A 23476-nucleotide genomic window follows, 5' to 3' on the forward strand; every position below is an offset into this window, starting at 1 on the left:
GTGAACTTGTGAGCATATTTCAGGATATTAAAGATATTTTTATTCCACAAGCTAATAAGTCATCTAATAAGAATAGGCTTCAATACGGCAATGAACGACCCGAAGTTGACCATGAATCCAAAGAAGCTGCTTATGTTGATGAGTCTCGTAAGCCATCCTTTGCTAGAAAGCTTGGACCGGTCACACAGAAACTGGTTGAGTCACATTATAGACGTAATCCAAATAGCTTTGCCGATAGGCTTTCAATTACCGAATACCTAGAAGAAAGTAAAACCTTTATGCTTGAAGATTGCTATTCTCAAGCAGTAGTATTTGCTGCATCTCCAATTGCAACTGAGGGGCGTTCCAAAGACCAAATTGCAGAGCTTAGGAATACTCTTCAAGCCGCATTCAAGCAAGCATTTGGGATTGCTCACGGAGGTTCTGACTGGGTTCTTCAAATTTATTCATGGAAGGACGATGACTTGTATAGGTATGTCGATGAGATATATTCCTCTATTCATGAAGAAGTTCGTGACACTCAATTCACAGAACAGTTTCTTGATGTTCTCGAGGAGCACTTTCGTGGTGTTAACCAAGAGGAGGGGATCTTTAAAGATGTTCAGGTCACTGGCAAGCAATGGCGTGGCCAAATGCGGCGCACATATTGCGTTATCTACCGACGCTGTTCGAAGTTAGAAATTGAATCGGCAAGTTTCGATCCAATAAATGACATCAACGAGGTTGCAGATCGTTTTTCTCACTTATTGTCATCTTCTGGCGTAAAGATTCGCCGCTTAGATGGCGAGACTGTTTTTCGGTGGCTAACGGATTGGTTTAACCCCAACCCTCCTATTACCAATGGTGATCGTGAAGCCCTATATCGGCTGGTAGGCTACCCTAAGCGTAAAAATGACAAGCCATACGGATTTAATCTGGCTGAGAGTGTTTTATTTTCTGAGCCTATATCTGACCCTGACAATGGGTGTTGGTGGTTTGATGATATGCCACATACATTCATGCGTTTTAAGGGGCTAACTCAGGCTCCGGATATGGGGCAGTTGACTGGTGAGGTTTCCAAGGGTACGGGTAAAAATCAGCGTTCGAGCTGTCTAATGGATTCTGTCCCGGCCGGGGCAATGCTTGTTCAGACAATTATTTTCGTCAGCCCCACGAAAATTGATTCGCACCTCATGAGCTTGAGTTCGGCCCAAAAAGGTGAGACCCAGGAAGCGCAACGAGCCCAGCAGGCTCTTAATGAAGTCGAACTTCAGCGTCAGAACGATCAGGACGTATTCTATGCCTCGCAGGGCGTATACGTTCGCGGAGAAAATTTGGTTGAGCTGCAGGACCGATGCAAGTCGCTAAAAAACAACCTCCTCTCCAACGGAGTCATGGCGCTAGACGCTTCCACAGACCCATTGATCACGGAATCTTACCCGCTTCACCTGCCTGGTTGCTTCCAGCCTGAGCTGGATACGAAGCGCCAGTACATGCAACTCTACTACTCCCAGCATTTAGCCAACATGTGCCCGATCTTTGGGCGCGAGCAGGGAACTGGGAATCCAGGGCTCGTGGTATGGAATCGAGGGGGGGAGCCCCTTACCTTAGACATGTTTGGCAAAGACCGGGTGCGGGCTGCTCATGGTGTGGTTATCGGACCCCAAGGCTCAGGTAAATCAGCCTCGTTGAACTATATGGCTGCCTCTGTGATGGCAGTGCATCGACCGCGGCTATTCATCTTGGATAAAGGTGGGTCGTTTGAGCTGTTGAGTGAATATTTCGCACAGCACGGCCTGACGGTTAACTACATGCGGATCAACAAATCTGCCAAGTTCTCCCTCTGTCCATTCCTCGATGCCGGCGAAGTTGTGAAGCAAATCGAAGAAGCCAAGGCGAAAGCTAAGGCAGCAGTAATGGCTGCGCAGAATGAGACGCCGGCTGAGGAAGTGGACGAAGATGAAGATGATGCACCACGGGATCCCCTTGGTGAAATGGAGCAGTCTCTCTACATCATGGTGACAGGCGGCAACATGGAAGCATTCGCCCGAATCACTCAGCTGGATAAGGCACTTATGCGAGCAGCCATTCTAGCTGCAGGGATTAAGAGTCTTCGTGATGGCAAAAAAACGCTGACTCAGGATGTTCGAGAGGCAATGCTCGACATCGCGGAACGAGAGGTCAAGCTGGAGCCTGACCAGCGGACCCGGTTAAAGGAACTAGCGGCCTCTCTCGAGATGTACTGCACTGGCGAGCTTGATGCTCGAATGTTCAACACCGTTGGCGAGCCCTGGCCTGATGCCGATGTAACAGTGCTTGATGTTGGAGTTTACGGTTCGGATCGGTATCCAGCTCAGCTTGCTCTTGCTTACATTGGCTACATGCAGAGAGTAATTAACAAGGCGGAAGAGACACAAAGCCAACGCCGTGATGTCGTGAACATCGTGGATGAAGCTCACCTCTACACCGGTAACCCCCTTCTTGGGTATCAAATTGCGTTTGCTGTAAAAGTTGCCCGAAAAATTGGGCTTTGGATGTTGTTGGCCACACAGAACGTCGAGGATTTCTCCAAAGGAGATGACATCAAGAAGGTGCTTGGCCTATTCGAGTGGTGGTTCTTGCTGAATATGGAATACAAAGAGGTGGAAGACCTTAGCAAGTACCGAAATCTAACCCCTGAGCAGAAAGTTATGATCTTGAGCTGCTCTAAGCAGCAGCGGGCCTACACAGAGGGTGTTGTGATGGGTAACCCCAAGACCGTTGGCGAGATGCTGGTTCGCCAGGTGCCGCCATCAATATTCTTGACTCTGGCCATGACAGACCCGAACGAAAAGAACGAACGTCGAGCCCTGATGGAACAGTATGGGTTGTCATCCCAGTACCAAGCTGCAGAGATGATGGCCCAAGAACTAAACCGCAAGCGGGGTTTAAAGACCAGGCCTCGCAGCTCTGACGCTGTATGCCGCTCTCAACGCCTACAGGAGGCTTCCTGATGACGCCGGTAAGATGTCCCGCGACCGTCTGGGATAGAGCCAGGCTGAAGCACACAGCCCCCCTGAACCGAGGCCCCGATGCTAGAAACTCTTATCGGCAACCTGCAATTGTTGAGTTCAGCGAAACGGTCCACCCCTTGATGTGCATGGGGAAGGTTGGAAGGGCATGGAGGCGCGGCAGATGATAAGACGTAGCTTGATGGCTTTCACCTTCCTGATCCCGATTTTGAACTCGCAAGCTAAAGCTACTGAAGTTCAGGTTACTCAAGTAGATGTGTTTACCGTGGATGGCCTTCGATATGACGTGGAAAGTGCTCAACTGGCTAAAAAGTTGATAGTACCAGTGCACATCCGACAGATAGATGAAATCTACAAGCTTGAGATGGAATTGAGTGCCGGGCTTCCAGCCTCTGAAGCGGAGGCTGCTGCAATTGCCACCAAACGGTTCGCGAAGCTAAGTAAAATGAGTGTCCTGGAAAAGTATGCGTCTACTGCAGAGTCTTTGACGTTGGCTCGTTCTCTGAATGTAGAGAAGGTACCAGCAGTTGTTTTTAATAAAAAATGGATAGTGTATGGCCTCGATCCTCTACAGGCCTACTCGATCTTTGAAAAGACGCGCAGCCGCGGAGAGTTGAACGGCTCGACAAGGGGGAATGGTGAATAAATTATCTCTAGGCGCGCGGATTGCTATTTCGTGCTTAATGGTCATAAGTGGAAAGTCGATGGCCATAGATGCCAATAGCACTCTTCCTGATGGTGATAAGAAGGTCGAAATCTTCGATCTAATAGCGGACACAATGGACCTTGCATGTGTCGACTACAAAATCAAAGGGGTGTGCTTCTGGCTTCACTGTGCCGGCCCGTATTGTCGGGTCAGAACATCTAGTGTGGTCAGTCATTACAACCCAGATGTCATAGTAGAGACAGTATCAAATAGGGAGGCCTACCCTCTCACCTGGTTGACGAAACCAATGTCACAAGTTACCGATCCACTGGCAAGGGGTCTGAATCACGGTTTCGATGTTGGGACTGGTGTCCGCGGTTCGCCTACTGGTACTGCAACGAATAAGAACTTCTTCGATACGAATGTTTATGGAAACCCAGCCTTGCTCGGTTTCAGGGACATCGTGGGAAGCATGCTAAGTCTGTCGGGATTCTGTAATAGTGATGTCATGCCGTTCAACCCATACTTCGTTTCAACTCTTGATCCGGAATGGCGGATGGGACTTCTGGAAGCTCCTTTATTAGTGCTTCCATCCAACTTCAATCGAAAGATCTTTGCAAAGAGTGGTGATGCACTGAGCGGGACTGTAGGAAGCGCACTCGGCGGGTATGGAGATATAGTTCAGTCGAGTGAACGTTTCGGGTACATATTCCCCAGAATTGGGTCAATCGTTAATCCGAACAGATATATCAGTTCAACGGTAATCGCCCAACGGGCCGCCGATATTGTCACATCATTGAATGCCCACATCTATCAAAAATTACCTGACACTGCTGGTTCTGCGAAAGTGTGGGCTCCAGTCCCACCCCGTGAAGGAGATGCTGAAACGGCCAAATGGCAAAGAAACTATCCACGCGGGAAGACTGAGTGCAAGGCATTCCCAGCAGATTCGAGCGAGGAATTCAAGTACAGTGAAGATGACTTCTCTCCGACCCATAACTACCTCTACACACTTTGGCGACGGTATGAGTGTTGTGCCAGGAGAGGAACTTTCCTATACCGTATTTAACGAAGAGGGCCCACAAGGGGCCTTCTCAATTATTGGGAACCTGAAATAAAGGAGCCTATCGTTACTTGCCAGTCTTTTGTAGACAGTAGGTCGTAAATGTCGGTCAGCATGCGAGTAGAGGAAGTGTGCCGAATCGACATGAATTTTACGATCAGGGCAACGGCATCGGGTTCATCAACAAAAGGGGTAACACGAGTCACAATCATCTCAAGATTACGCGACGCAAGCACCTCATTGCACCCTCGTAACTTGATGTATGCGCCAATAGCAGAAATGACAGCCTCACGGTCCAAGCTGGGTTCAGGGTTCTTCACTTTTTGAATGCGCCTCTCTGAACATGCCGCTGCTTAGCCTGGCTATCCCCTGGCTGCTTTTGATTGATCAACGCGACCAGTTCCATCATGCAATACATCCCTTCTACCTGTGCAGATGCTTCGGCCGTATCAAGATCTAGAGCCTGCAATTGCCCCTGGATCGCTTTCGCCATCTCTGGGTAGCTCATGTCCCAATTCATCGGCACTTGGTAATGATCGGCCGCCAATACAAGGTAGCTGAACATTTCATGCCCGGTATCGGCATTCTTCAGATCATCGTAGTAGATAGGCTTTGGAAGCTTGATTTGAGCCATAAAACAACTCCTTCAATTAACTGGGTCCACGTTAACACGGTCTCGAACCAATGCAACTTCCGGTGTGGCGGATAATCCACGTCCATTTGCGCACCCCATTTCTCTGAGTCAAGCAAGTTAAAATAGGCTGTTTCATGAACTTGGGGATGATGATGCAAAAACGAATTCTATCAGTGGCCTGTCTACTAGCCTTGTTCAGTGGGCCCACTTGGGCTGCACAGTTTGATGAGCGAGCGGTTATAAATCAGCGGATTGGTGGTGGCCGGCCCATCGATGCACCATCATCGACCGAACCATTCAGCAAAGCTTCTGCCGGCTGGAATGTTGATCTGTCGTGTTCTGCTATGAGCTTGAACAGTGAGATGCTTGGTAGCTTCAACTCCGGCGCCTTCAAACAGCTGCAGTCATCACTGGTAGGCCAACTGATGGCTGCAGTGAATCCCACTAGCCTCATCGGGATGGCTATTCAGAGAGCAAATCCTGATGTCTATGACATGTTGATGTCAGGCAGTATGACGGCCACAGATGCTTTCAATGCCAACGTAATGACTTGCCAGGAGATGCAGCAAGGAGTTTTCGATTCATTGCCTGCTGGGGCTCTCAAGAATCTCACGGTGAGTGAGGAATATGCGGAGGCCATCAAGAAGCACGCAAACGGAAACTATCAGCTAAAGGATCTCGTCTTCAAGGATGGCTCGGCCGGGCGGAGTTATGACGACGGCAAGAAGGGCGTTGACTTCGGTGTCGAGAAGAGAGGGATGATTGGTAAACCGATCAAGGTAACAGAACACACTTCATATGCCGGGTTCAACGCGTTGGCTGGACGTGCTGCGACCGATAGCTCCCCCTTGCCTACATCAGCTACTAACGCTATGGGGATGGGGGCCGTATTCAAGTCACCTCGGGAGGCCAACACCTTCATCTCGGATGTTGTGGGTGAAACCAGGATGTATACCGACAGTGACGCTTCACCTCGTGAAGAGGATAGAGGCATCGGTGCAAAAGCCGCATACGCCAAGGAGTTCGATGCAACCAATTCCAAGTTACTGGATCTTGCAAGGCGCCCTAGTTCTAGCATCACTGCCAAGGATCTCGAAAGCGCATCAACATCAAGCATTAAGGTGACCCGGGATCTGTTGCTTGCGATAAAGCAAATCCACCCGACAGAACAAGCTGCCTATGTGGCGGCGCTAGCGACCGATATCTCTATGGCCAACACATATGAAAAACTTCTTCACTCTGTGCGGATCATGGACGCTGGTTTACGGGATGAAAGCGTGACGAACAACGAAGCTGTTCGATCTGAGGCACTCCACAAGAGGGCCCTGCTTATCCAGGAGATGGATCTACTTGAGCGTGAACTTCGCTTCAAGAAAGAGCTCGCCGGCAGTGCTCAGATAGACATTCTGCGTAGAGCAAATATGGAGAACAAGCCTGGTTCGTACAGAACGCCAACAAATGAATTACCTGTTGGCACTGCAAATTAATATTTCCCAGTAGAAAGCAACGGCATATCCGTTGCTTTCTCTATAAATCCCTGGAGCTGAAATGAAAAAATACCTCCTTTTTGTTATATATATACTTGCAGTGCTGCTTTGTTCGATATTTTTGATTCTTCTCGTGGACACGAAGAGCGAGGCTTGGCAACAGTTTTCCCGTTGGGCCACCGTGGCAAAATGGATAATAGTTCCAAGCCTAATAATTGCGCTCCCAAAAATAATAGAGCGTGCAACAAAAAAGGTGCTGACCAAAGAGGGGAAGAAATTTTTGTGGCAAAGTCAAATCCTAATGGCTGTAGCGTTCACTACGGTTGAAATAATGCATGGGGCACTCTGATGATTGTAAATGAGTGGATAGAACCGTACACGCTTATGATGGGTGTGCACTCAATGGGAGTCATCACTGAAATACTTTGCTCCAGTGGATTGGTTTATGCACCATTTTTTTTTGCGATCGTTAAATCAATTGTTGAGGCAATGACTCAGGGCGTGGATGAGGGTAATGCCGGTGAATTAGCGGTGAAATTTCTCCGCAAAGAACTATTGATCATTTTCCCAGTGTTTATTCTCGCCTTCGTTCCAATGGCGAACAGTCAGATGAGATTTGATGTCAACATAAGCAATTATTCTTGCGATGGAGATCAGCGAATCCAGGCGCCTCCAACAACAAATCAGCAAATGATGATGGGTAATTTTCAAGGCGGTTACACCAAAGTACCCGTTTGGTGGCTCGCGGTTCATGACTATGCTTCAACATTCACAAACACAGTTATTGCCAATACTCCTTGTGCTGCTGATTTGCAGATGGCATCTGTTAATATTCAGGCGGCAAATCTTGAGAATAGTTATGACCAGACCATTGCAGATAGTTGGCAACGTGCATGCCTCAGCCCTGCAGTTGGTGATGCAACCCGTAGAGGAAGTCTTGATGACTCTACCTGGGCGGGCTCCCAGTCAATGCGTGAGTTTTATAAGAAGGAGCAAAATACGGTTCTAATAAGCAGGGAGTCCGCGATCGCAGCAGGCTTGCCGGTTGGGCTATCTGAAGGTGGTGAAGTAAGGCTAAATTGCGATGTCGCTTACCAACACATTGAGGCTGCCGCAGTTTCGGCTGCAAGGAACCAGTCGCAAGGGTCTCTAGAAATATTGATTAACGCTTCACAAGACTCAGATACAGAGAAGAAGTTGGCGATGTCGAAGGTAGCCAAAGTGCAACCACAAACAAGCGCCCAACTTACCAATCTATTCGCAGGCGAAACAGATCATTCTGTTGCTCCAGACAGTGCTTCTGGTTACATGAAAGAGATGATCGGATGGTTAGGGACAGCGGTTGGAAATTTGCTAAAGGCGCCGGGCACGATAGTGTTGAAGAATACAACACCGATTCAGATCTGTGTGATGCAGATGACCCTTATTATGGCCACGCCCATCTTGTTGGTATTCTCTGGTTTCAATATAAAAACTGCCCTTGCAATTAGCGCAACATATTTCGGGCTTGAATTCACGTTGGTTTTTGTAAACCTGGCCACCTGGATGGATAATACCCTCAATTTATTCTTCTATTCAAGCATCAACGGTGGGGTTGGGGCGGGCTCTGCAACATTCGTGTCTGGGCTGCAAGAGAGCATCTTGACCAGGGTTGGTTACACCTCTTATGACTTGTTGCCAAAGCTGTGGATGGCACTCATGGCTTATGTAGGCATTAAGGGTGGCAGCCAGATGATAGGAAGTGCCTCTCAAGGAGTGGAGCAGAGCGTAAGCAATGGGCTCAATACAAGCGTTCGCATCCAGCAACAAGCGGGAAGTATGGCAAACTCCGCCGGCAAGTCATTCATGAAGTCAGGCGGAAAATCATCATGATCGCAAACCATTGGGTTGATCCGTACACCCTCTTGATGGGGGTGCATATGATGGATGTTGTAGTTGAAGCATTATGTATAAGTGGCCTAGTCTATGCCCCATTCTTTGTGGCTATAGTCCAGTCTATAGTTGAAGCCATGACCCAAGGGGATGATGAAGGAAATGCCGGTGAGCTAGCGGTTAAATTTCTAAGGAAGCGATTACTCGGCATTTTTACTGTGTTTATTCTGGCCTTTATTCCAGTGGTGGATGTTACAAGTAATATCGCCACACGTCCTGCAAATTCGTGTGTTGATCCTGGTGCGCCAAATCCAACAAACTCAGTAATTAGCATGGTGGGGAATTTCAATAGCTCGAGTACCAAGGCACCAATGTTTTGGGCAGCAGTGCATGACTTTTCCAGTATCACCACAAACGTGGTTATCTCGACAACACCATGCGCTGAGGACATCGCTGCTATAAATTCAAACGTGAATTCCGCAAATTTCACCAACCCACAAGATCGAGAACTAGCCCAACAGTGGGGCAAGAGTTGTCTCGCACCCGCTTCCGGTAAAGTGTCCCAAGGCTCTAAGTTTGATGGAACCTGGTGGATAGGCCATCCTGATTTTATCGCTCAGTACAAGAAAGAAGGGAGTGTGGTTCTCGTTAATAGTGAGGTTGCCTCCGGCCTGGGCCTGGCTGGTGATAACTCGGGCGGCCAAACAATTCTGGGGTGCAATCAAGCCTTCGTTCATTTGATGGGAAGCAGCTTGCAGCGCCTAAATCAAACCGAGGGCTTTCCTGTCATGCTAAAGCAGATGGCGGAGAAGCATAATCTCTCCGAGCAGGAGATCGCATATCGGCTTGCAGGTGAGATGATTGGTAGCACCAAAAGAGCAATTGGCGATGCCTTCCAATTACCAGGCGGAAAAATTGTTGTTGAAGATAGTATGGGTACCAGAACCAACAATGAGGATAGCGAAGTTGCTCAGATGATCGCAGCATTTACAACATCAGTTGCGAATGCTGTCAACGCTCCAGACGCGATCGTGTTTCGTCAGTCTATCCCGATTCAGATGGCCGTTGTGCAAATGATTCTACTAATGGTTATACCCATCATCTTGGTATTTAGAGGCTTCGACATAAAAGTTACTCTGCTGCTTGCGGGTCTCTATTTCGGGGTTGAGTTCACGACTGCCATCGTGTCATTGGCAACCTGGGTGGGCAGTCTGGTTGATGTCATATTTGCGACCGTATCCACGAATGGAACATACGCTCGTGCAGCAGCTCTTCAGCTTTACACGTATTTGCCATTGGTCTGGTTCTTCATCCTGGGGCTGGTTGGCATACAGGTTGTCATGCCTGGGGTTGGATCCCATGGTGCTGACTTTGGTGGAACATCTGGGAACGTCGGCAAACTGGCGTCCATGGCAAAGGGGGGGGCCGGACTAGCCACGAAAGTGGGAGCCTCTTTCATGAAATAACGTTGAAATACCAGAAATGTTAACGGTATAAAAATGGGGCCTTGCGGCCCCATTGTCGTTTCCGTTGGATAGCGGCTTAGTCATCTACCCCATTTCTATGCCAATCGTATTGGTTTTCAAGTTCGGCCTCTGCTCTGTCTGATTCAGACCTCCCCGCATCATGCTCTGCTGAGAATGTGCTTGAGTTTCTCAAGTAAATGGCCGAGAAAATTCCAACAACAATGGTAACGAACGGTACCTTGAATGCCAAAAACAAAACTGTAAAACAGATACCAAACAACGCTGGGTACAGCATGAATTGATCCCCGCTACTTGTTTGCCAATAGAACAAGGCGTACACCCACCAAGCAACCAGAGCAGGCAGGAGAACTGCAGCTATGGACACCCTGCCGCCGAGCATTGGCCAACGTAAACTACGGCAAAATTTAGCAACAGCCACGATACTAAGCAGCATAATGCAGCCGGCCAAGACACTGAACGATAACCCACCATGGCGACTTGTTACCGTGAACAGCCCTGAGACCAATTGAATTTGATTGACGCTGTAGTTAGGCTCTGTGGACTTTGCGAGTTGGTAGACCACATAGGCAATTGCAAGAGGTCCATTAACAGGCATCAAATTGCCAGATTTTCGTTCAACCCAAGTCAAGGCACTTGTGCATATTTGATTGATCACTTTCATCATCCCCCTATCAACGTTGGCAGCTATTTGCAACCGAACAGGTTCGACACACTCCTGGATGAGAAGAAAAAATCTTGATGATCTCACCTTCTTGAGCTCGTCGAGCCAACAAAACAAATTTTGAGATTTCCCTAAAAATATGTTCGTCGCTCCCCAGCTCTATCTCACGCCGGGTTCCCTTGGTTACGACTACTGCTCGATGGATCGGCATTTCTGAACGAGCCGCTAGGACGGATGCCAACAGTTGGACAATGTCAGACTGGTAAACTCGGCCTGTGCGGCTCTTGTACTCAACCATCATGTTTTCACCGTTCGGGGTGGTGATGATGAAGTCAGGTTTCGCAGTGATTCCGTACTTTCTGTTTATGAACAGCTTCGATTTTCGGCCTTGGTCAGCATATATAATCTTGCCCTTAACCCCGAGAGGTGAACTAGTCCTGTGTGACCTGCGCCCAGCCAGGTACAACAGTGCGACAAAGACCACGAAAGCAATAAGAAATGCCATCATCATGCATCCTCATTTCCTGCCACCATCCGGGCAAACGCCAGGACCAGTGAGCTAGCTGCAGTGCGTGCACCCGGAAGGGGTGATAGCAGCTTGATGGTGAATGGTGACAACGCATAGTAGGTCTTGATGAAAATGCGGCCAAGGTGATGATGGCTCAGATTGTTATCTCGCCAATCCCGAAGTTGCTGTGTTACTGCATGGTTTGGCCCCAGTGCATAACTAGCTACGAAGCAGCGTTGGTCCTGTGCTTGTTGTTCTATTGCCGCAGCGGTCAAACGCTCATGACTTGCTGTGCCATAGTCAGCCTTAGCCTGGCTCTGAGCACTCGCAATGACCCCTTGTTCTTGTAGGCTGCTTCCATGTGGACACCATGCCATCTTGCCGATCTTGCTGGCACTCACCAGTTTCTTGTCGTTCATTCCGGCTACCCTCATCTCATTATCTGCGTAAGGACTTACCGCTCCATATTACCGCAACCTGACAGGGTGCAAGCGCAAGGTGGGCGATTGTTGAGAGATCCCTGGTTGGCGGGGAGCGAGGGCCTCACTGGGTTGGGTTACAGAGAACGACACCTGGACCGCATAGTGAAGGCGCTCGTGGATAGTAGTGAACACGCTGGGGGTTGTAAATTTTCCATCAACGTGCGAGATTATAAAGTAATTGCTGCCCTGCAGTAGTAGGCGACCAAGGGGTTAAACAAGTCGCCCTGTCTGTTGACAGATCCCAACGTCCAATTTCCTGTCGTGGGTACATCAAACTGCTTTCTGAGTGGTTTGATGTACCCACGACGTCACAGGAAAAATCATGGACATAACCTTTGCTGGCGAACTTGCCGTTTTCTCTGCCTGCTGCATCGCCGGGTGGCAGATTTCTAAACCTGTGATTGCTTTATGGCGATCCCTCACTTTATCCCACGCCACGAAATCCAATATTCGTTCTTGGTGATTCGCAAGTCCCCTTACCAGGGGCTTGCACACACCATCCCCTCACACATCAGCATCTAGCAGGTTCCCCTGATTCTACATACCCATACTTGGTCGTATCGGCATGATGAATTTCGGGCAACATGCCTGAATAGCTAGTCCGTGTAACCATCTAGCAGCCATTTGGCATCACGTACAAAAATCCAACCAACAGGTTAACTCTTAACTAGGCTCACGCCAGATTTTAAGGTAGGCATTATGGAAACCATCATAGTTTTGGGATTCTTGGCTATTCTCGTTTTCGCCTTTGCCGGCGGAATGAAGGAACAACTGCTCAAAAGCACTGAGGCTGACCAGCGCGAACTGGATGGCCATCGCAAAAAAGCCATGATGGCGGAAGCCGCCACAATGGCTGCAGACATCATCAAAAAAGAGTTTAGTAATGAGTTGTCGGAAGTTCGTTTTAAAACAGCAGTAGAGACCGCTGTTGAGGAACGTCTTCGTGCAGCAGGGGTCGTCGGTGCAACAGCCAAAACAGAGGCCGCGAGACCTGCGAGACCTGCTCAGGCAGAGGCTAGCTGGCGTGCCCAGGCTGCAGGGATGAAAGTACAATCCCAAAGCTCAGATGAAATTGAAGAGGAACAGCTGGCGTACCAGCCTGTTGAATACTCACGGGAACAAGATTTCCCTCAACCACGTCCAATGTGACAAAGAGGCTGCCCAAGGGCAGCCTCTTATCACATTCAGTCATGTGAATCGGTTCAGGAAAGCAAGCTTTTCCTGAGATGGTTTGCCAACTGGCAAAGAGCGATAGGGGTTTTAAGTCGCAGGCGTAAAGCCACCCAACATCAACCACATAGGATTACGACTATGAGAATGAACAACAAGATAAACGAAGTGAGGCTTGGCGGCTACGTGAGCCATGCCGACATCCGGACTGGTCAATATGGACCGTATGGCCCGGCAACCATCGCAATTGATGACGGTTATCGGGACCCCAAATCTGGACAGTGGGTAGATCGCACCCAGTTCATTCGGGTGGAGCTTTCCGGGGAAAAAACCCCTGCTATCAAGAAGGGGGACTATCTTGAAATTTCAGGGAAGCTTGTCTTTGAATCTTGGGAGCAGGGCGGGGAATCCCGTTCAGGGCTCAAGGTTAAGGTGGCGTGTATCAACGTACACATGCCGGCAGAGGCAATAGCTTGTTTGAAGCAGTCCGGCTTTGCCAATAATCCGCAAGGGCGGCCTCAGCAGAGTAAGCAGCCTCAAAGACCTCAACAAACTTCTCGCCGGCAACAACCTCAACAACCCCAGCAACACTGGGAGGAGCAACCCCAGCAACACTGGGAGGAGCAACCTCAGCAACACTGGGGAAATTCCCAGCAACATCAGGCTAATTCCCAGCAACAGCATGGACACCGGCAGCCGCAATATGACGGTAGTCGTCGCCCCTAACCAACCAGCCTGAAATGGCAACACCAACCAGCCTGAAATGGCAACACCAACCAGCCTCGCATTGTCGAGGCTTTTTTTTTGGAGAAATAACATGGCTATTCAAACCGTAGAGAAAATCCTTGATGTCCAGACCGACGAAGTTAAAGACTCGCTTCGAGACCTGTTGTTCCTGGAAGTGATCTGCGCTGGCTACAGTCCGACTACGTTGGATTTCAAGAAGACCATTCGGTTCATCGAGCGCACCCAGCTCAACCCTTTTGATGGGACGATGTTTGCTCGTCGCACCAATCTGGGGATTGAGATCGGGCTTCGTGTAGATGGATGGCTACAGCTTGCAAAACAGGCTGGCGTCAGAGAGATCATCCACACCTACTCCGAAAACGTCCTTACCTTCGCTGAGATGGCCAAGGATGTTCGCGGGCATGAGTGGATAGAGACCACATTGGTAACTGCTGATGGTGGACGGTTTGTGCACCGGGAGTATCTGGCTGAGAACTTCTTCAATACAGAAGCCTGGTGTCACATGCCAAATAGGTCGTTGGGCCACAAATCGACTGCTCAAACGATCCGGTTATTAACTGGCGTTTACGCAGCTGATGAAAGTCAGGCGAGTCTTAGCCCTAAAGATGGGGGCCTTACTGTCGTCGTAGATAGTGGACAGGCCGCCCAGATCGAAGCAAAGCCAGCGGAAACGCCGGCCGCCCAGGTCGAAGCAAAGCCAGCGGAAACGCCAGCTGCCCAGGTCGAAGCAAAGCCAGCGGAAACGCCAGCTGCCCAGGTCGAAGCGAAGCCAGCGGAAACGCCAGCTGCCCAGGTCGAAGCGAAGCCAGCGGAAACGCCAGCTGCCCAGGTCGAAGCGAAGCTAGCGGAAACGCCAACTGCCCAAGTCGAAGCAAAGCCAGCGGAAACGCCGGCCGTTCAGGTCGAAGTGGAACCAGCGGAAACGCCGGCCGTCCAGGTCGAAGTGGAGCCAGCGGAAACGCCAGCCGCCCAGATCGGTGCAAAACCAACCACACTAGAGGAAATTATCAAATTCCCATGGGGTGGTTACTTACCTTCCGATCGGTTGCGTGGGGATGTCCGAATCGGCTTTAGCCGGACAGTACAGACAAAGCAATGGGGTGCTCTTCGTGGGTACTTCAAGTCAACCAGAATGAGCGATGATGATCGCGCGTGGGTACTGGCCGCTCTCGATCAGATGGAGGTTGTCACTCATGGGTAAGGATGAAGATCTCGTGGTTCGCCGCGGTTTAAGACCTTTGTAACCTCGGGATGAGGGCCTTTGGCCCTCTTTCTCATTCTCGAAAGAGCGATTCGAAGATAGATGACTATCAGCGAATTGCTTTCGGGCGATCACGCGAATAGGCCTGCAAATCGCGCCAGTGGCCAACACCAACCCGGGCGAAAGCCCATCACCAAGTACCGTAGGGGAGAGGCTGCCCCACGGGTGGCCCTCCTTCTCTATGGAGGGCACCATGATACTTTGGCAACGAGACATGTTTGATTCTGATAAGGATGTGCTATTCATCCCCTCAGAACGGGCAATAAAGCCAAAAAGCTCAACGAAATCTAAAGCTGGTGACAGTGATCCTGTGTCGCTGGTCAACAACAGCGCAATGCCATTACCGTTGCTGTTCCCGGAGCTGTTCCAGGAAGACCAGCCGGATCTGCAAGATATGCCTGAAGAGGGCACGCTTGTTTGGTCCGATGACGGTATAGCAACTCTGTGCGGTGTTGTACTGAATGATGCCATTTATGGGCTGATTTCACCGAAGTGCGGTACTGAATCGAGGGAGTTGGGGATCGAGTGGTTGTTCAAACAAGAGCTGACACCCTTCAGCTTTAGACATTGCTGCATCATGTTAGACGTCAGCCCAGAACGTATGCTTGCCGGGATTTTCCGGCAGGTTGTCACTCGGCGGAGCTATCTACGACGGTGTTCAAAACTGAGCCACAAGGAACATGAACTGCTCTTGTGGCTTGAAAAGCAGGGCTGGCTAGATGAGGTTGTCTCGATGGCCATGACGGACGAGGATGACGGTTGGGATTTCAACCCTACAGCCACCTACGCCCATTATGAGCGACAACTCAGCCGGCCAAACAATTACCTATACTAAATAACCTGAAAACCAGGGGGCTTATGGCCCCCTTATTTCACTTATCACGCTGAGTACGTTCACAGATTATTATTCCCGGTCAGCTACACCGAGGAAATAACATATTATTTTCTTTCGTCAGAGGGCAAACCAGCCCTTCCTGAGCCATTTCCTATGGCTGAGGAAGGTCGGGTTGCATTATCCGCTGTCGCCATAAACTGTGCGCAGAGGAATGCTGATATTCGATTTTTAATTATAAGGATTACAGTTATATCAGCCTGTCTCAGGAATGTTTGTATGCCGCGCACAAGCCCAGTGGCTTTACTGCACCTGTGATGGCCAATGCGCGTATGGCTGGGTCTACGCCGTTATTAGACCTGTGTAACGGCATCTGAAGCTAAGAGATTAGATATGTACCTTCTTCAAAAATCCTTTAACAACGATTTATTTATGGTCCAAGAGGTTCAACCTGAAGATGTTGAAACGTGGCTGGAAAACCGCGTCTCACTATTCGCGTCGGAAACCCATGCTGCATACGCGCAGACATTACTTGGCACAATGCAGGCTCCAAGCTGGACCCCGGACTTTAGAAAGTATGGAACCATATTATCTCCGGACTTCCCTTATTTTTGCGCCAAAAATGTAAGGGAGTTCAATGATGCATGGTTGCGTATTATGGCAACAGAGGTTCGTCTCCGCATTATGCAGAAAATAAATTTCGTCGAGGAGATTCATTTCAGCATATCGGACATCATGAATCCGCCTCCAGCTCCATGGCTGTGCTTGGTTGATCGCAAGAGTCAGAAAGTACTGGTCGTTGATCGCACCGGGATGGCATTGGGGGGAAGTGAGAAAAACCTTGTTACGGCAGTCAAACACAAATTCCGTTTTACTCGAGACTTGCTGGCCTCCTCAGGAAAGCATCTTGAAATGATAGAAGTGCACCTGGGGTCAATCTCCTAATTAGGTGCAGGACGGGCTGGCTAGCATACCGCGGTCAGTCCATCTATTATGTAGGCGTTTTGATTGCTGGCCCGTGAGTCACCACTGGGCTGAGGACTGGATAACGGTTTCTTAAAGGACGCCTGAAAGCATGCAACAAGAAAACAAGCGTGACCATACCCCGCGCAACATTATGACCCTAGCCAAGAAGCTTGGAACGCTTGAACAGCGTAAAGAACTGCACACCTTACTGACTACATACATCGAAAATGAAGAGCTTGAGCTGCTGAGACTGGAAGAGGAGAAAAGGCTAAAGGCAGCCAAAATCACCGAACTGTTCGAAAAAATGGCAGATTCCGGGATTGATATTCAGGATCTAGTCGCGGCATCGCAAGGGCGACAAGGTACAAGCCCGCGCCGACCGTACAAGAGACGGCAGAAGAAGCAAGTACCAGAGCAACCGGCCCAAACTCCTCAGAACTCAACGACCGATACCTCCGGTAGCTGATGATTCACCCGGAGCGGCCACTGGCTCCTGATGTTATGGCCAAGTGGATAAACTGCCACTGTGCAGCTTATCCACTGGTATTTTTTGAACTAACCGGACGGCCACTTAGTTGCCAATTACCGGGCCCCTAGGTTAATCTGTCTGAGTCCTCGGTGCCTATTAGTGGACGAGCCGCCAGGCTCGGCACCAACTTCCAATCAGCCGGCCCTCTGCCGACTTCCTCACCTGTGATCTATCACCAAAGCCCTCGTTGGCTGATTCTGCATGTCCGCTCACCGGCAATTCACCGGCGCCAGCGCACATGCAGAAACAGCCCTGGCTGTCTCATGGTACTCGGTCTGCAATGTGCCACTCGCGATCAACCCCAACCCGCCAAACAAGGCAATCCCCATTAAGGAACTTGATATGTCCAATGTGAACTATCTCCCCCCCAAAGCACTGCGCCGCCTACTGTCAGATCAATGCCAGCAAAGCGGCATTGATGGTGTCGATGTGCTTCTGTATGCAGTGATCGGTGAGTGGCTTTGCCGCCGATACGGATCGACTGAAGATTGGAGCCTACCCGAAGAAGCCGTGACATGGCTTGCTGCAGAATCGGGCTTTAAAGAGGACCAGCGAGTGAAGGCAACTTACATTGCCAAGCTCATCTGTGACTACCATGCAGGCCGCAAGTCTGCGCATTGCCCAATTTTCACGATCACCTGTGATTGTGGGCGGCAGGTCAGCCGAAAAGGGCAGGACGCCCATCGCTACCCAATGTACCGTTGCATCTGCGGTCGCAGCTGTGGCTATCACAAAGGTGATGGATGGCCTTTGGGATTGATGGCCGACCGTGAAGCTCGCCGCTGGCGTGGCATATTGCATCAAGCTTATGACCAACTGTGTGAACAGTGGCGCATAGACAATAAACGCGGCTATGTGAAGCTTGCTGCGTTGTTGGGCGTTCCTCTGCACCAGTGCCATTTCAGTTTGGTGGTAGAGGTCAATCGAGCAAAGGAAATCCGCAACATCATGCAGGAGGAAATTGACCGCATCCAAAGCGAGGGCCAAGGTGTTGGTGGGGTATCTCAACAGCTGTCCCTGGTACCGTGATTCAATCAACCCGGGAGCAATACTCTCAAGATGAACCCCTGGCCAAGCTGGGGGTTTTTCGTTTACAGCCTATCGTCCGATAGACAGCCGGCCAGGTACACATCATCCCCCCTGAGCCCTACCTGTGATCTATCACTCAAGCCCTCGTTGGCTGATTCTGCATGTCCGTTTACCGGTATCTTTCCTACATCAGCGCACATGCAGAAACAGCCCTGGCTGTCTCTATGGCACTCGGTCCGCAATGTGCCACTCGCGACCAACAACAATCCGCCTCTAGGCAACTCTAAGGAACAACCAGATGCTCTTAACAAAAGCACATGTGCGGAAGTGCCCGCACTTTAATGACGATCTGCTTGGCCAAGAACCGAGCGCTTCGATGACCGAGTTTCTGGAGAAATTCAGTGAACATGAAGATCAAGAAATCTGCTTCGGTCGGCTCATGGAGGTCATGCAAGACTATTTGCTCTCGATCCGGGTGCAGATCGGTCAGCGCCTGATTGCAGCCAACGGTGGCTCTGGTCTCTCTCTGGAGTTAGGCGATGAGAAAGGGGCTCTAGCCGTAGTCTTCCCCGAGCCTTCTGCTCGGCGGGGGTATCGCGTGAGCTTCTACGATGTCAATGGTCCCTTCACGCATGAAGTGTTCAGCTCTGTTGATGAATGTGTGCTTCACGCCATCAAAAGAGGATATCGGACTCACGCTCCTGGGCGACTTGATCAACTAGCTGACCTTCCTTCGTGGGTCCGAGGTGTGAAATGGACTTCGCTGCTATTGCGATATCAAGGAAACCCGCACCAGTTTTTACTCGACAACCCTAACTATCTCGATAGTTGAATCAATCCCCCGAGCTTTGTACTCGGGTCATTAATGGCGCTTGGTCTGTAATGCGCCACCAGTGACCAACCCCAACCCGCCCAACTCGGGCAACAAATAAGGACAACACATGGACAACTTCGATCTCTTCGAACACATCGATTTTCTTGATGAGCAAGCTTGTGAAATCAGCATGGCGGAACGCTCCTTCGCGCAGCCTCAGGCTACAATTTACCGTGGCGACAAGTGGGATCAGCTTAGAGAGACTTTGCAGAACAATGACGATCTGATGGCAGCGATTAGTGATACGACCGGGCAGCCACTGTCCAGCATGATCACTGAAGCTGTACTTGCCATCAGAGCCACGTTACTCGATGGGTTTACCATTTCTCTTGCACTCAGCGGGGGGAAGGATTCGACGGGTACTCTTCATCTACTGTTGTTTGCGATGATAGGGTTGGTTCGTGAAGGTCGCGGCAACGAGATCTCTGCCTACCACTGGATCAGTCATACAGATACACAGGTCGAGAACCCTGAAGTGCGCAATCTCGCCGACCGGCAGCTTGCCGCGATACAAGCGCTGATCGACAAGGAGCGATTGCCACTGTCTATCGTAGTCGGCAAACCAAGTCTTGCATCGTCCTGGACAGGGCGTGTTTTGACTGGTCGAGGCCTCCCAACGTATGTCACTAGCTCTTCACCACAATGCAGCATCGACCTGAAGGTAACAACAGGTAACAGAGTAAAGGCTCAGATGATCAAGCTCATGCCAAAAGAGATGCGTGAGAAGGTTTGTCTAGTGCTGGGTTCTCGTGATGCAGAGGGTGTAACTCGAGCTGGCAATATCGCCAGGCGCGGGGGGCAGGCCACAGCTCCGGTCAAAACAAGTGCAGGGTGGGAGCTATACCCCATCCGGCACTGGTCGCAAGGGGATGTGTGGGAACTGCTAATGAGTTGCGGTAACGAAGCATCAGTGCATTTGCCATTACCAAGCTACCAAGCCAACAACAAGGAATTGGCTGAGCTGTATCGAGACGCAACAGGTGAATGTATCTGGAGCGCTAGCGAGAAGAAGGTCTCTGATGCCTGCGGCGCAAGAACTGGATGCTGGACTTGCCTGCGAGGTGGGACAGATAAAAGCATGGAGAACATGCTTTATCATGAGGTCAATGGGGTCAGAACCCTGGTTGACCGCTACGCCTACATGGTGAACCTTAACAACATCCAACGGCTTTTAGGTGTCAAGCAATGGTCCTGGGAAGATCGTCATCCTGTCGGAAGGACAATCTACGCAGGGGGATTCATTAAGGTACAGCCTGACGTGTTCTCACCTAGCTTCTTGGCTCGACTGCTGCGTTTATGCTGCTCCGCGGACTATGTGGAGCAGCAAAGGGCAGAGGATCTGGAGATGAAATTGCTCCTTGGTGAAGTCGAGGACAACGACTACAACCAGCGCATGTCGAAGCCCCAATTCCGCATTGTGTCACCTGAGCAGTTGTTACACGTGAGTTGGCTGTGGGATTTCCACTGCTTTCACTCAACGCCATTCCAAGCGATAGAGATTTATCGCAGTGTCTGGGAGGATGGAAACATCGAGCTGCTAACGGAGGATGAGTTAATAACTCCGGTACCGGCGACCAAGATTCCGCAAGAGTTTTGGCTTAAGATCCCCGGTCTTAAATGGGGGTCTGATGAGCTGACCGATGGGCTGTCCGATCCGATGTTGTCGGCCACCTACTTTGATGGCCAAAACGATCGGAGGGCCGCCACCGATATACGCACTCATGATGGACATCGCACTATCGGGCCGGTAGAGACAGCAAAGCAACTGACCATCGATGGTGATGTTGCTAGTTGGATCATCTGGGATGAGTATGACCGGATGAGAGAGTCTGCCCAGGCTGGTGACATGACGAACACAGCTGCAGTGCTATATCTGTTGCGCTTTGGTGTGGTGCAGATCACGCCAAGCAAGGTTGCAGATATGCATATGATGGCCCAGCGTGGTCAACGTATGCGGCAAATGGGGTTGTCTGGTGACCAGTCATTAATGGGCATCTACTGCCGAAGCGACCTGGAAATTCTGAGTACCCCTGAATATCGGCAAATCGTCCAGGCAGAATATCGCCGTCACGAACTCAAGCATTTGGCTCGGGCTAGACAAATGCGCCGGCTATGTTGGATCAGCTTCACGCTGGACTACCATCGTCAGAACAACACAGCCTTTTGGGCCGATGTTGAGCATGTCCTGTTTGCAGAGCAGGAGGCTGAGGCAATAGAGCAAGCCAAACGTATTGGGTTTGATCTGGAGTGCAGGCTTTCCTCGGTGATTGCTGTGAGGGTCGCTCGGTTAACAATCGGCGGGATCAATGCAGCATCGCTGCAACTGGAAAAACGATGGAAATGGCAGATTGCAACCAGCTTATCGCAACTCCGCGGCAAAGTCGGTACATTGGTGCGCATGCATCTTGATGCCGAGCTAGTCCGGTTGCAACGTCAGTTGGAGACAGGGGAGGGGGTTTCTCCCTCATCAGTTATCAGTGACGTAGCCTACCCTAACGCGACCTATTCCAGCTTTGTTCGGATGGTCAAAACAGGACGGAGATTAGTAACGGCTCATTTGCCAGATGTGGTTGTTAAGTTGCCAAAGAGGCCACTGAAGCGCTATGTCGAAGGTGATCAGCTTATGCTAGCCATGTAACCCACAACCTAAAGCCACCGAAGTTCGGTGGCTTTTTTTCCCACACATGCCAATGCCTGTGTCAGCCGTTCATCGAGAGGATCAGCAGAATTGCCGGCTCCATAGAGCACGACCTTATCGGCCAGTGGATGACTGCCAATTGGCCTGGACAGCTATTGAACACCTGGATAGACTACAATGGAAAAACGCTCTCGGTGCCTTATAAGAGCAGGCCATAAGGCTTGGCACCAACACTAACCCCCCAGCCCTGCGCCGGCACTCCCACCCGTGATCTATCACCCAAGCCCTCGTTGGCTGATTCTGCATGTCCGTTCACCGGTATTTCTCCGGCGTCAGCGCACATGCAGAAACAGCCCAAGGCTGTCTCTATGGCACTCGGTCCGCAATGTGCCACTCGCGACCAACACCAACCCGGGCTCCTGCCCACAAGCAATCTATGTCCGATCGAAATGTGACCGTCCTGGCGCTCGACATCGGCTGATTGATAGAGGACACACCCATGATCTACGTCGACCTAGTTCAGGGCACCCCTGAATGGCATGAATGGCGAGCTGGTGGCATAGGAGCATCTAGTGTTGCTTCTGTAATCCAGTGGCCATACGCGCATGAAAGTGCTCGTGCATTTTGGATGGTCAAAACTGGGCGCAAACCCGGCACAGACCTGAGCAAAAACTTCTTTGTGCGAAGAGGAAATGAACAAGAGCCGCTGGCCCGACAGGCGTTCGAGCGCTGGTTAGAGTCGCAAGGCATATTTGACCTAGTGATACCAACCTGTGTGCAGCACGAGACTTATTCCTTCATTCGCGTTTCGTTGGATGGGTTAATGTCCGATGGTTCTCCGGTTGAGCTCAAAGTGCCAGCATGGGAAACCTTCGAGTCAGTAATGCAAGAACGCCGGAACTCGGAGGCCTACCAACGCTACCTACCCCAGGTACAAGACCAGCTACTGGCGACAGGAGCTAAGATTGGCTATTTGGCCTTTTATCGCGCCTATGATCGCAAGCTCATAGTGTTTCGCATCACACGCGATGAGGAGCTAATCGAACTGCTGATCGAGCGGCAAAAATGGTGGTGGGATCTGTACGAACGGGATGAAGCCCCGCCGATTACAGAGCTCGACTACTTCGAGCCGAGCACCCAACAAGACCAAGAAGCATGGACCCAAATTGCTGCAGAGCTGCAGCAAGTCTGGCGTGACATGTCTCCAATCAAAGTGAGGATTGATGAGGCCAAGGCCCGGGAAGCAGAGCTGAAAAAAGCATTGCGATCCATGATGGGTAACCATGTAAAGGCCGAGTATGCTGGTGTGCGATTGCATTCCTCCCCGCGGCAAGGGGTTATCGATTATGTGAAATGGACAGAAGCTGTTCAAAAGCGTAACCCCAATATCACATTACCTAACCCAGAGCTGTATAGAAAACAATCAACTGAAACCATCAGAGTCAGCCAGATCGAGTACAACGGTCAGGGGGCCGCTGAAATGCTTGCTGTTGATTTTTGTTAAGTAACCCAGGCCACCCCGTAAGGGGTGGCCGTCTTTACACGAGGTCAGCCGAAGGCTATTCTGTCCATGCTCCCGGCGTCGATATCAGGGGGCGAG

At 50.4% G+C, this 23476-nt stretch carries 22 protein-coding genes; 18 read left to right on the plus strand and 4 right to left on the minus strand.

All coding sequences use genetic code 11. The annotated features are described in order from the left end of the window. The first annotated feature begins 8 nt into the window (after positions 1-8). From C2U40_RS25610 to C2U40_RS25620, 3 genes are all read left to right on the plus strand, one after another. Positions 9-2972 (plus strand): conjugative transfer ATPase, encoded by a 2964-nt coding sequence (locus C2U40_RS25610; protein WP_103828355.1) that lies wholly within the window; start codon positions 9-11, stop codon positions 2970-2972. Positions 2973-3153: 181 nt separating this feature from the next. Continuing rightward, the gene (locus C2U40_RS25615) at positions 3154-3636 is read left to right on the plus strand and encodes a DUF1525 domain-containing protein (protein WP_158656471.1); all 483 of its coding nucleotides are present in this window, start codon (positions 3154-3156) and stop codon (positions 3634-3636) included. Positions 3637-3694: 58 nt separating this feature from the next. Beyond that, a complete protein-coding gene (locus tag C2U40_RS25620; RefSeq protein WP_158656472.1) occupies positions 3695-4705 on the plus strand; it encodes a TIGR03756 family integrating conjugative element protein in 1011 nt (336 codons plus the stop codon). Positions 4706-5015: 310 nt separating this feature from the next. Here C2U40_RS25620 and C2U40_RS25625 read toward each other — a convergent pair whose 3' ends face one another. After that, a complete protein-coding gene (locus tag C2U40_RS25625) occupies positions 5016-5333 on the minus strand; it encodes a hypothetical protein (RefSeq protein WP_103828352.1) in 318 nt (105 codons plus the stop codon). Between the two features lie 146 nt (positions 5334-5479). Between C2U40_RS25625 and C2U40_RS25630 the strand changes: the two genes are divergently transcribed. The 4 genes from C2U40_RS25630 to C2U40_RS25645 all read left to right on the plus strand — a co-directional run bounded on the left by C2U40_RS25630 (position 5480) and on the right by C2U40_RS25645 (position 10158). Continuing rightward, a complete protein-coding gene (locus C2U40_RS25630; protein WP_128343567.1) occupies positions 5480-6820 on the plus strand; it encodes a hypothetical protein in 1341 nt (446 codons plus the stop codon). A 61-nt stretch (positions 6821-6881) separates the two neighbouring features. Continuing rightward, positions 6882-7169, plus strand: a complete 288-nt coding sequence (locus tag C2U40_RS25635; protein WP_103828350.1) for a hypothetical protein — start codon at positions 6882-6884, stop codon at positions 7167-7169. Further along, complete coding sequence (locus tag C2U40_RS25640) at positions 7169-8692, plus strand: conjugal transfer protein TraG N-terminal domain-containing protein (RefSeq protein ID WP_103828349.1); 1524 nt, start codon at positions 7169-7171, stop codon at positions 8690-8692. Before C2U40_RS25635 ends, C2U40_RS25640 begins: the two co-directional genes overlap by 1 nt. 47 nt (positions 8693-8739) lie before the next feature. Further along, positions 8740-10158 carry a conjugal transfer protein TraG N-terminal domain-containing protein gene (locus C2U40_RS25645; protein ID WP_158656473.1) on the plus strand — a complete coding sequence of 473 codons (1419 nt, stop codon included), beginning with the start codon at positions 8740-8742 and terminating at the stop codon, positions 10156-10158. A gap of 76 nt (positions 10159-10234) precedes the next feature. Here the strand turns inward: C2U40_RS25645 and C2U40_RS25650 are convergent, their stop codons facing one another. The 3 genes from C2U40_RS25650 to C2U40_RS25660 are packed head-to-tail and all read right to left on the minus strand — an operon-like array spanning position 10235 to position 11767. Beyond that, positions 10235-10843 carry a hypothetical protein gene (locus C2U40_RS25650; RefSeq protein ID WP_103828347.1) on the minus strand — a complete coding sequence of 203 codons (609 nt, stop codon included), beginning with the start codon at positions 10841-10843 and terminating at the stop codon, positions 10235-10237. Between the two features lie 7 nt (positions 10844-10850). Continuing rightward, on the minus strand, positions 10851-11351 hold the full coding sequence (locus tag C2U40_RS25655) for a CRISPR-associated protein Cas4 (protein WP_103828346.1): 501 nt from the start codon (positions 11349-11351) through the stop codon (positions 10851-10853). After that, positions 11348-11767 carry a CFI-box-CTERM domain-containing protein gene (locus C2U40_RS25660; protein WP_103850987.1) on the minus strand — a complete coding sequence of 140 codons (420 nt, stop codon included), beginning with the start codon at positions 11765-11767 and terminating at the stop codon, positions 11348-11350. The genes C2U40_RS25655 and C2U40_RS25660 overlap by 4 nt, the downstream gene beginning before the upstream one ends. A 385-nt stretch (positions 11768-12152) precedes the next feature. On the opposite strand from C2U40_RS25660, the gene C2U40_RS26385 reads away from it, so the two are divergent. The 11 genes from C2U40_RS26385 (at position 12153) to C2U40_RS25710 (ending at position 23380) form a co-directional block, all read left to right on the plus strand. Next, positions 12153-12293 (plus strand): hypothetical protein, encoded by a 141-nt coding sequence (locus C2U40_RS26385; protein ID WP_158656474.1) that lies wholly within the window; start codon positions 12153-12155, stop codon positions 12291-12293. Between the two features lie 236 nt (positions 12294-12529). Next, complete coding sequence (locus tag C2U40_RS25665; RefSeq protein WP_103828344.1) at positions 12530-12979, plus strand: hypothetical protein; 450 nt, start codon at positions 12530-12532, stop codon at positions 12977-12979. 162 nt (positions 12980-13141) lie between these two features. Beyond that, positions 13142-13726, plus strand: coding sequence for a single-stranded DNA-binding protein (locus C2U40_RS26390; protein ID WP_128343576.1), 585 nt, complete (start codon positions 13142-13144; stop codon positions 13724-13726). A gap of 91 nt (positions 13727-13817) precedes the next feature. Continuing rightward, complete coding sequence (locus C2U40_RS26640) at positions 13818-14948, plus strand: hypothetical protein (RefSeq protein ID WP_181014872.1); 1131 nt, start codon at positions 13818-13820, stop codon at positions 14946-14948. A gap of 253 nt (positions 14949-15201) precedes the next feature. Continuing rightward, complete coding sequence (locus C2U40_RS25680; RefSeq protein WP_103828342.1) at positions 15202-15843, plus strand: hypothetical protein; 642 nt, start codon at positions 15202-15204, stop codon at positions 15841-15843. Positions 15844-16233: 390 nt separating this feature from the next. After that, positions 16234-16785, plus strand: coding sequence for a hypothetical protein (locus C2U40_RS25685; RefSeq protein WP_103828341.1), 552 nt, complete (start codon positions 16234-16236; stop codon positions 16783-16785). 130 nt (positions 16786-16915) lie between these two features. Further along, the gene (locus tag C2U40_RS25690; protein WP_103828340.1) at positions 16916-17272 is read left to right on the plus strand and encodes a hypothetical protein; all 357 of its coding nucleotides are present in this window, start codon (positions 16916-16918) and stop codon (positions 17270-17272) included. 405 nt (positions 17273-17677) lie between these two features. Then, on the plus strand, positions 17678-18364 hold the full coding sequence (locus C2U40_RS25695; RefSeq protein ID WP_158656475.1) for a zinc-finger-containing protein: 687 nt from the start codon (positions 17678-17680) through the stop codon (positions 18362-18364). 298 nt (positions 18365-18662) lie between these two features. Beyond that, a complete protein-coding gene (locus C2U40_RS25700) occupies positions 18663-19196 on the plus strand; it encodes a hypothetical protein (RefSeq protein ID WP_103828338.1) in 534 nt (177 codons plus the stop codon). A gap of 109 nt (positions 19197-19305) precedes the next feature. Beyond that, positions 19306-21876 carry a phosphoadenosine phosphosulfate reductase gene (locus C2U40_RS25705; RefSeq protein WP_103828337.1) on the plus strand — a complete coding sequence of 857 codons (2571 nt, stop codon included), beginning with the start codon at positions 19306-19308 and terminating at the stop codon, positions 21874-21876. Positions 21877-22375: 499 nt separating this feature from the next. Then, positions 22376-23380, plus strand: coding sequence for a lambda-exonuclease family protein (locus C2U40_RS25710; protein ID WP_103828336.1), 1005 nt, complete (start codon positions 22376-22378; stop codon positions 23378-23380). Positions 23381-23476 lie beyond the last annotated feature (96 nt).

This window comes from Aeromonas sp. ASNIH4 (genome assembly GCF_002934425.1).
In the GTDB taxonomy this organism is placed as follows: Bacteria; Pseudomonadota; Gammaproteobacteria; order Enterobacterales; family Aeromonadaceae; genus Aeromonas; species Aeromonas hydrophila.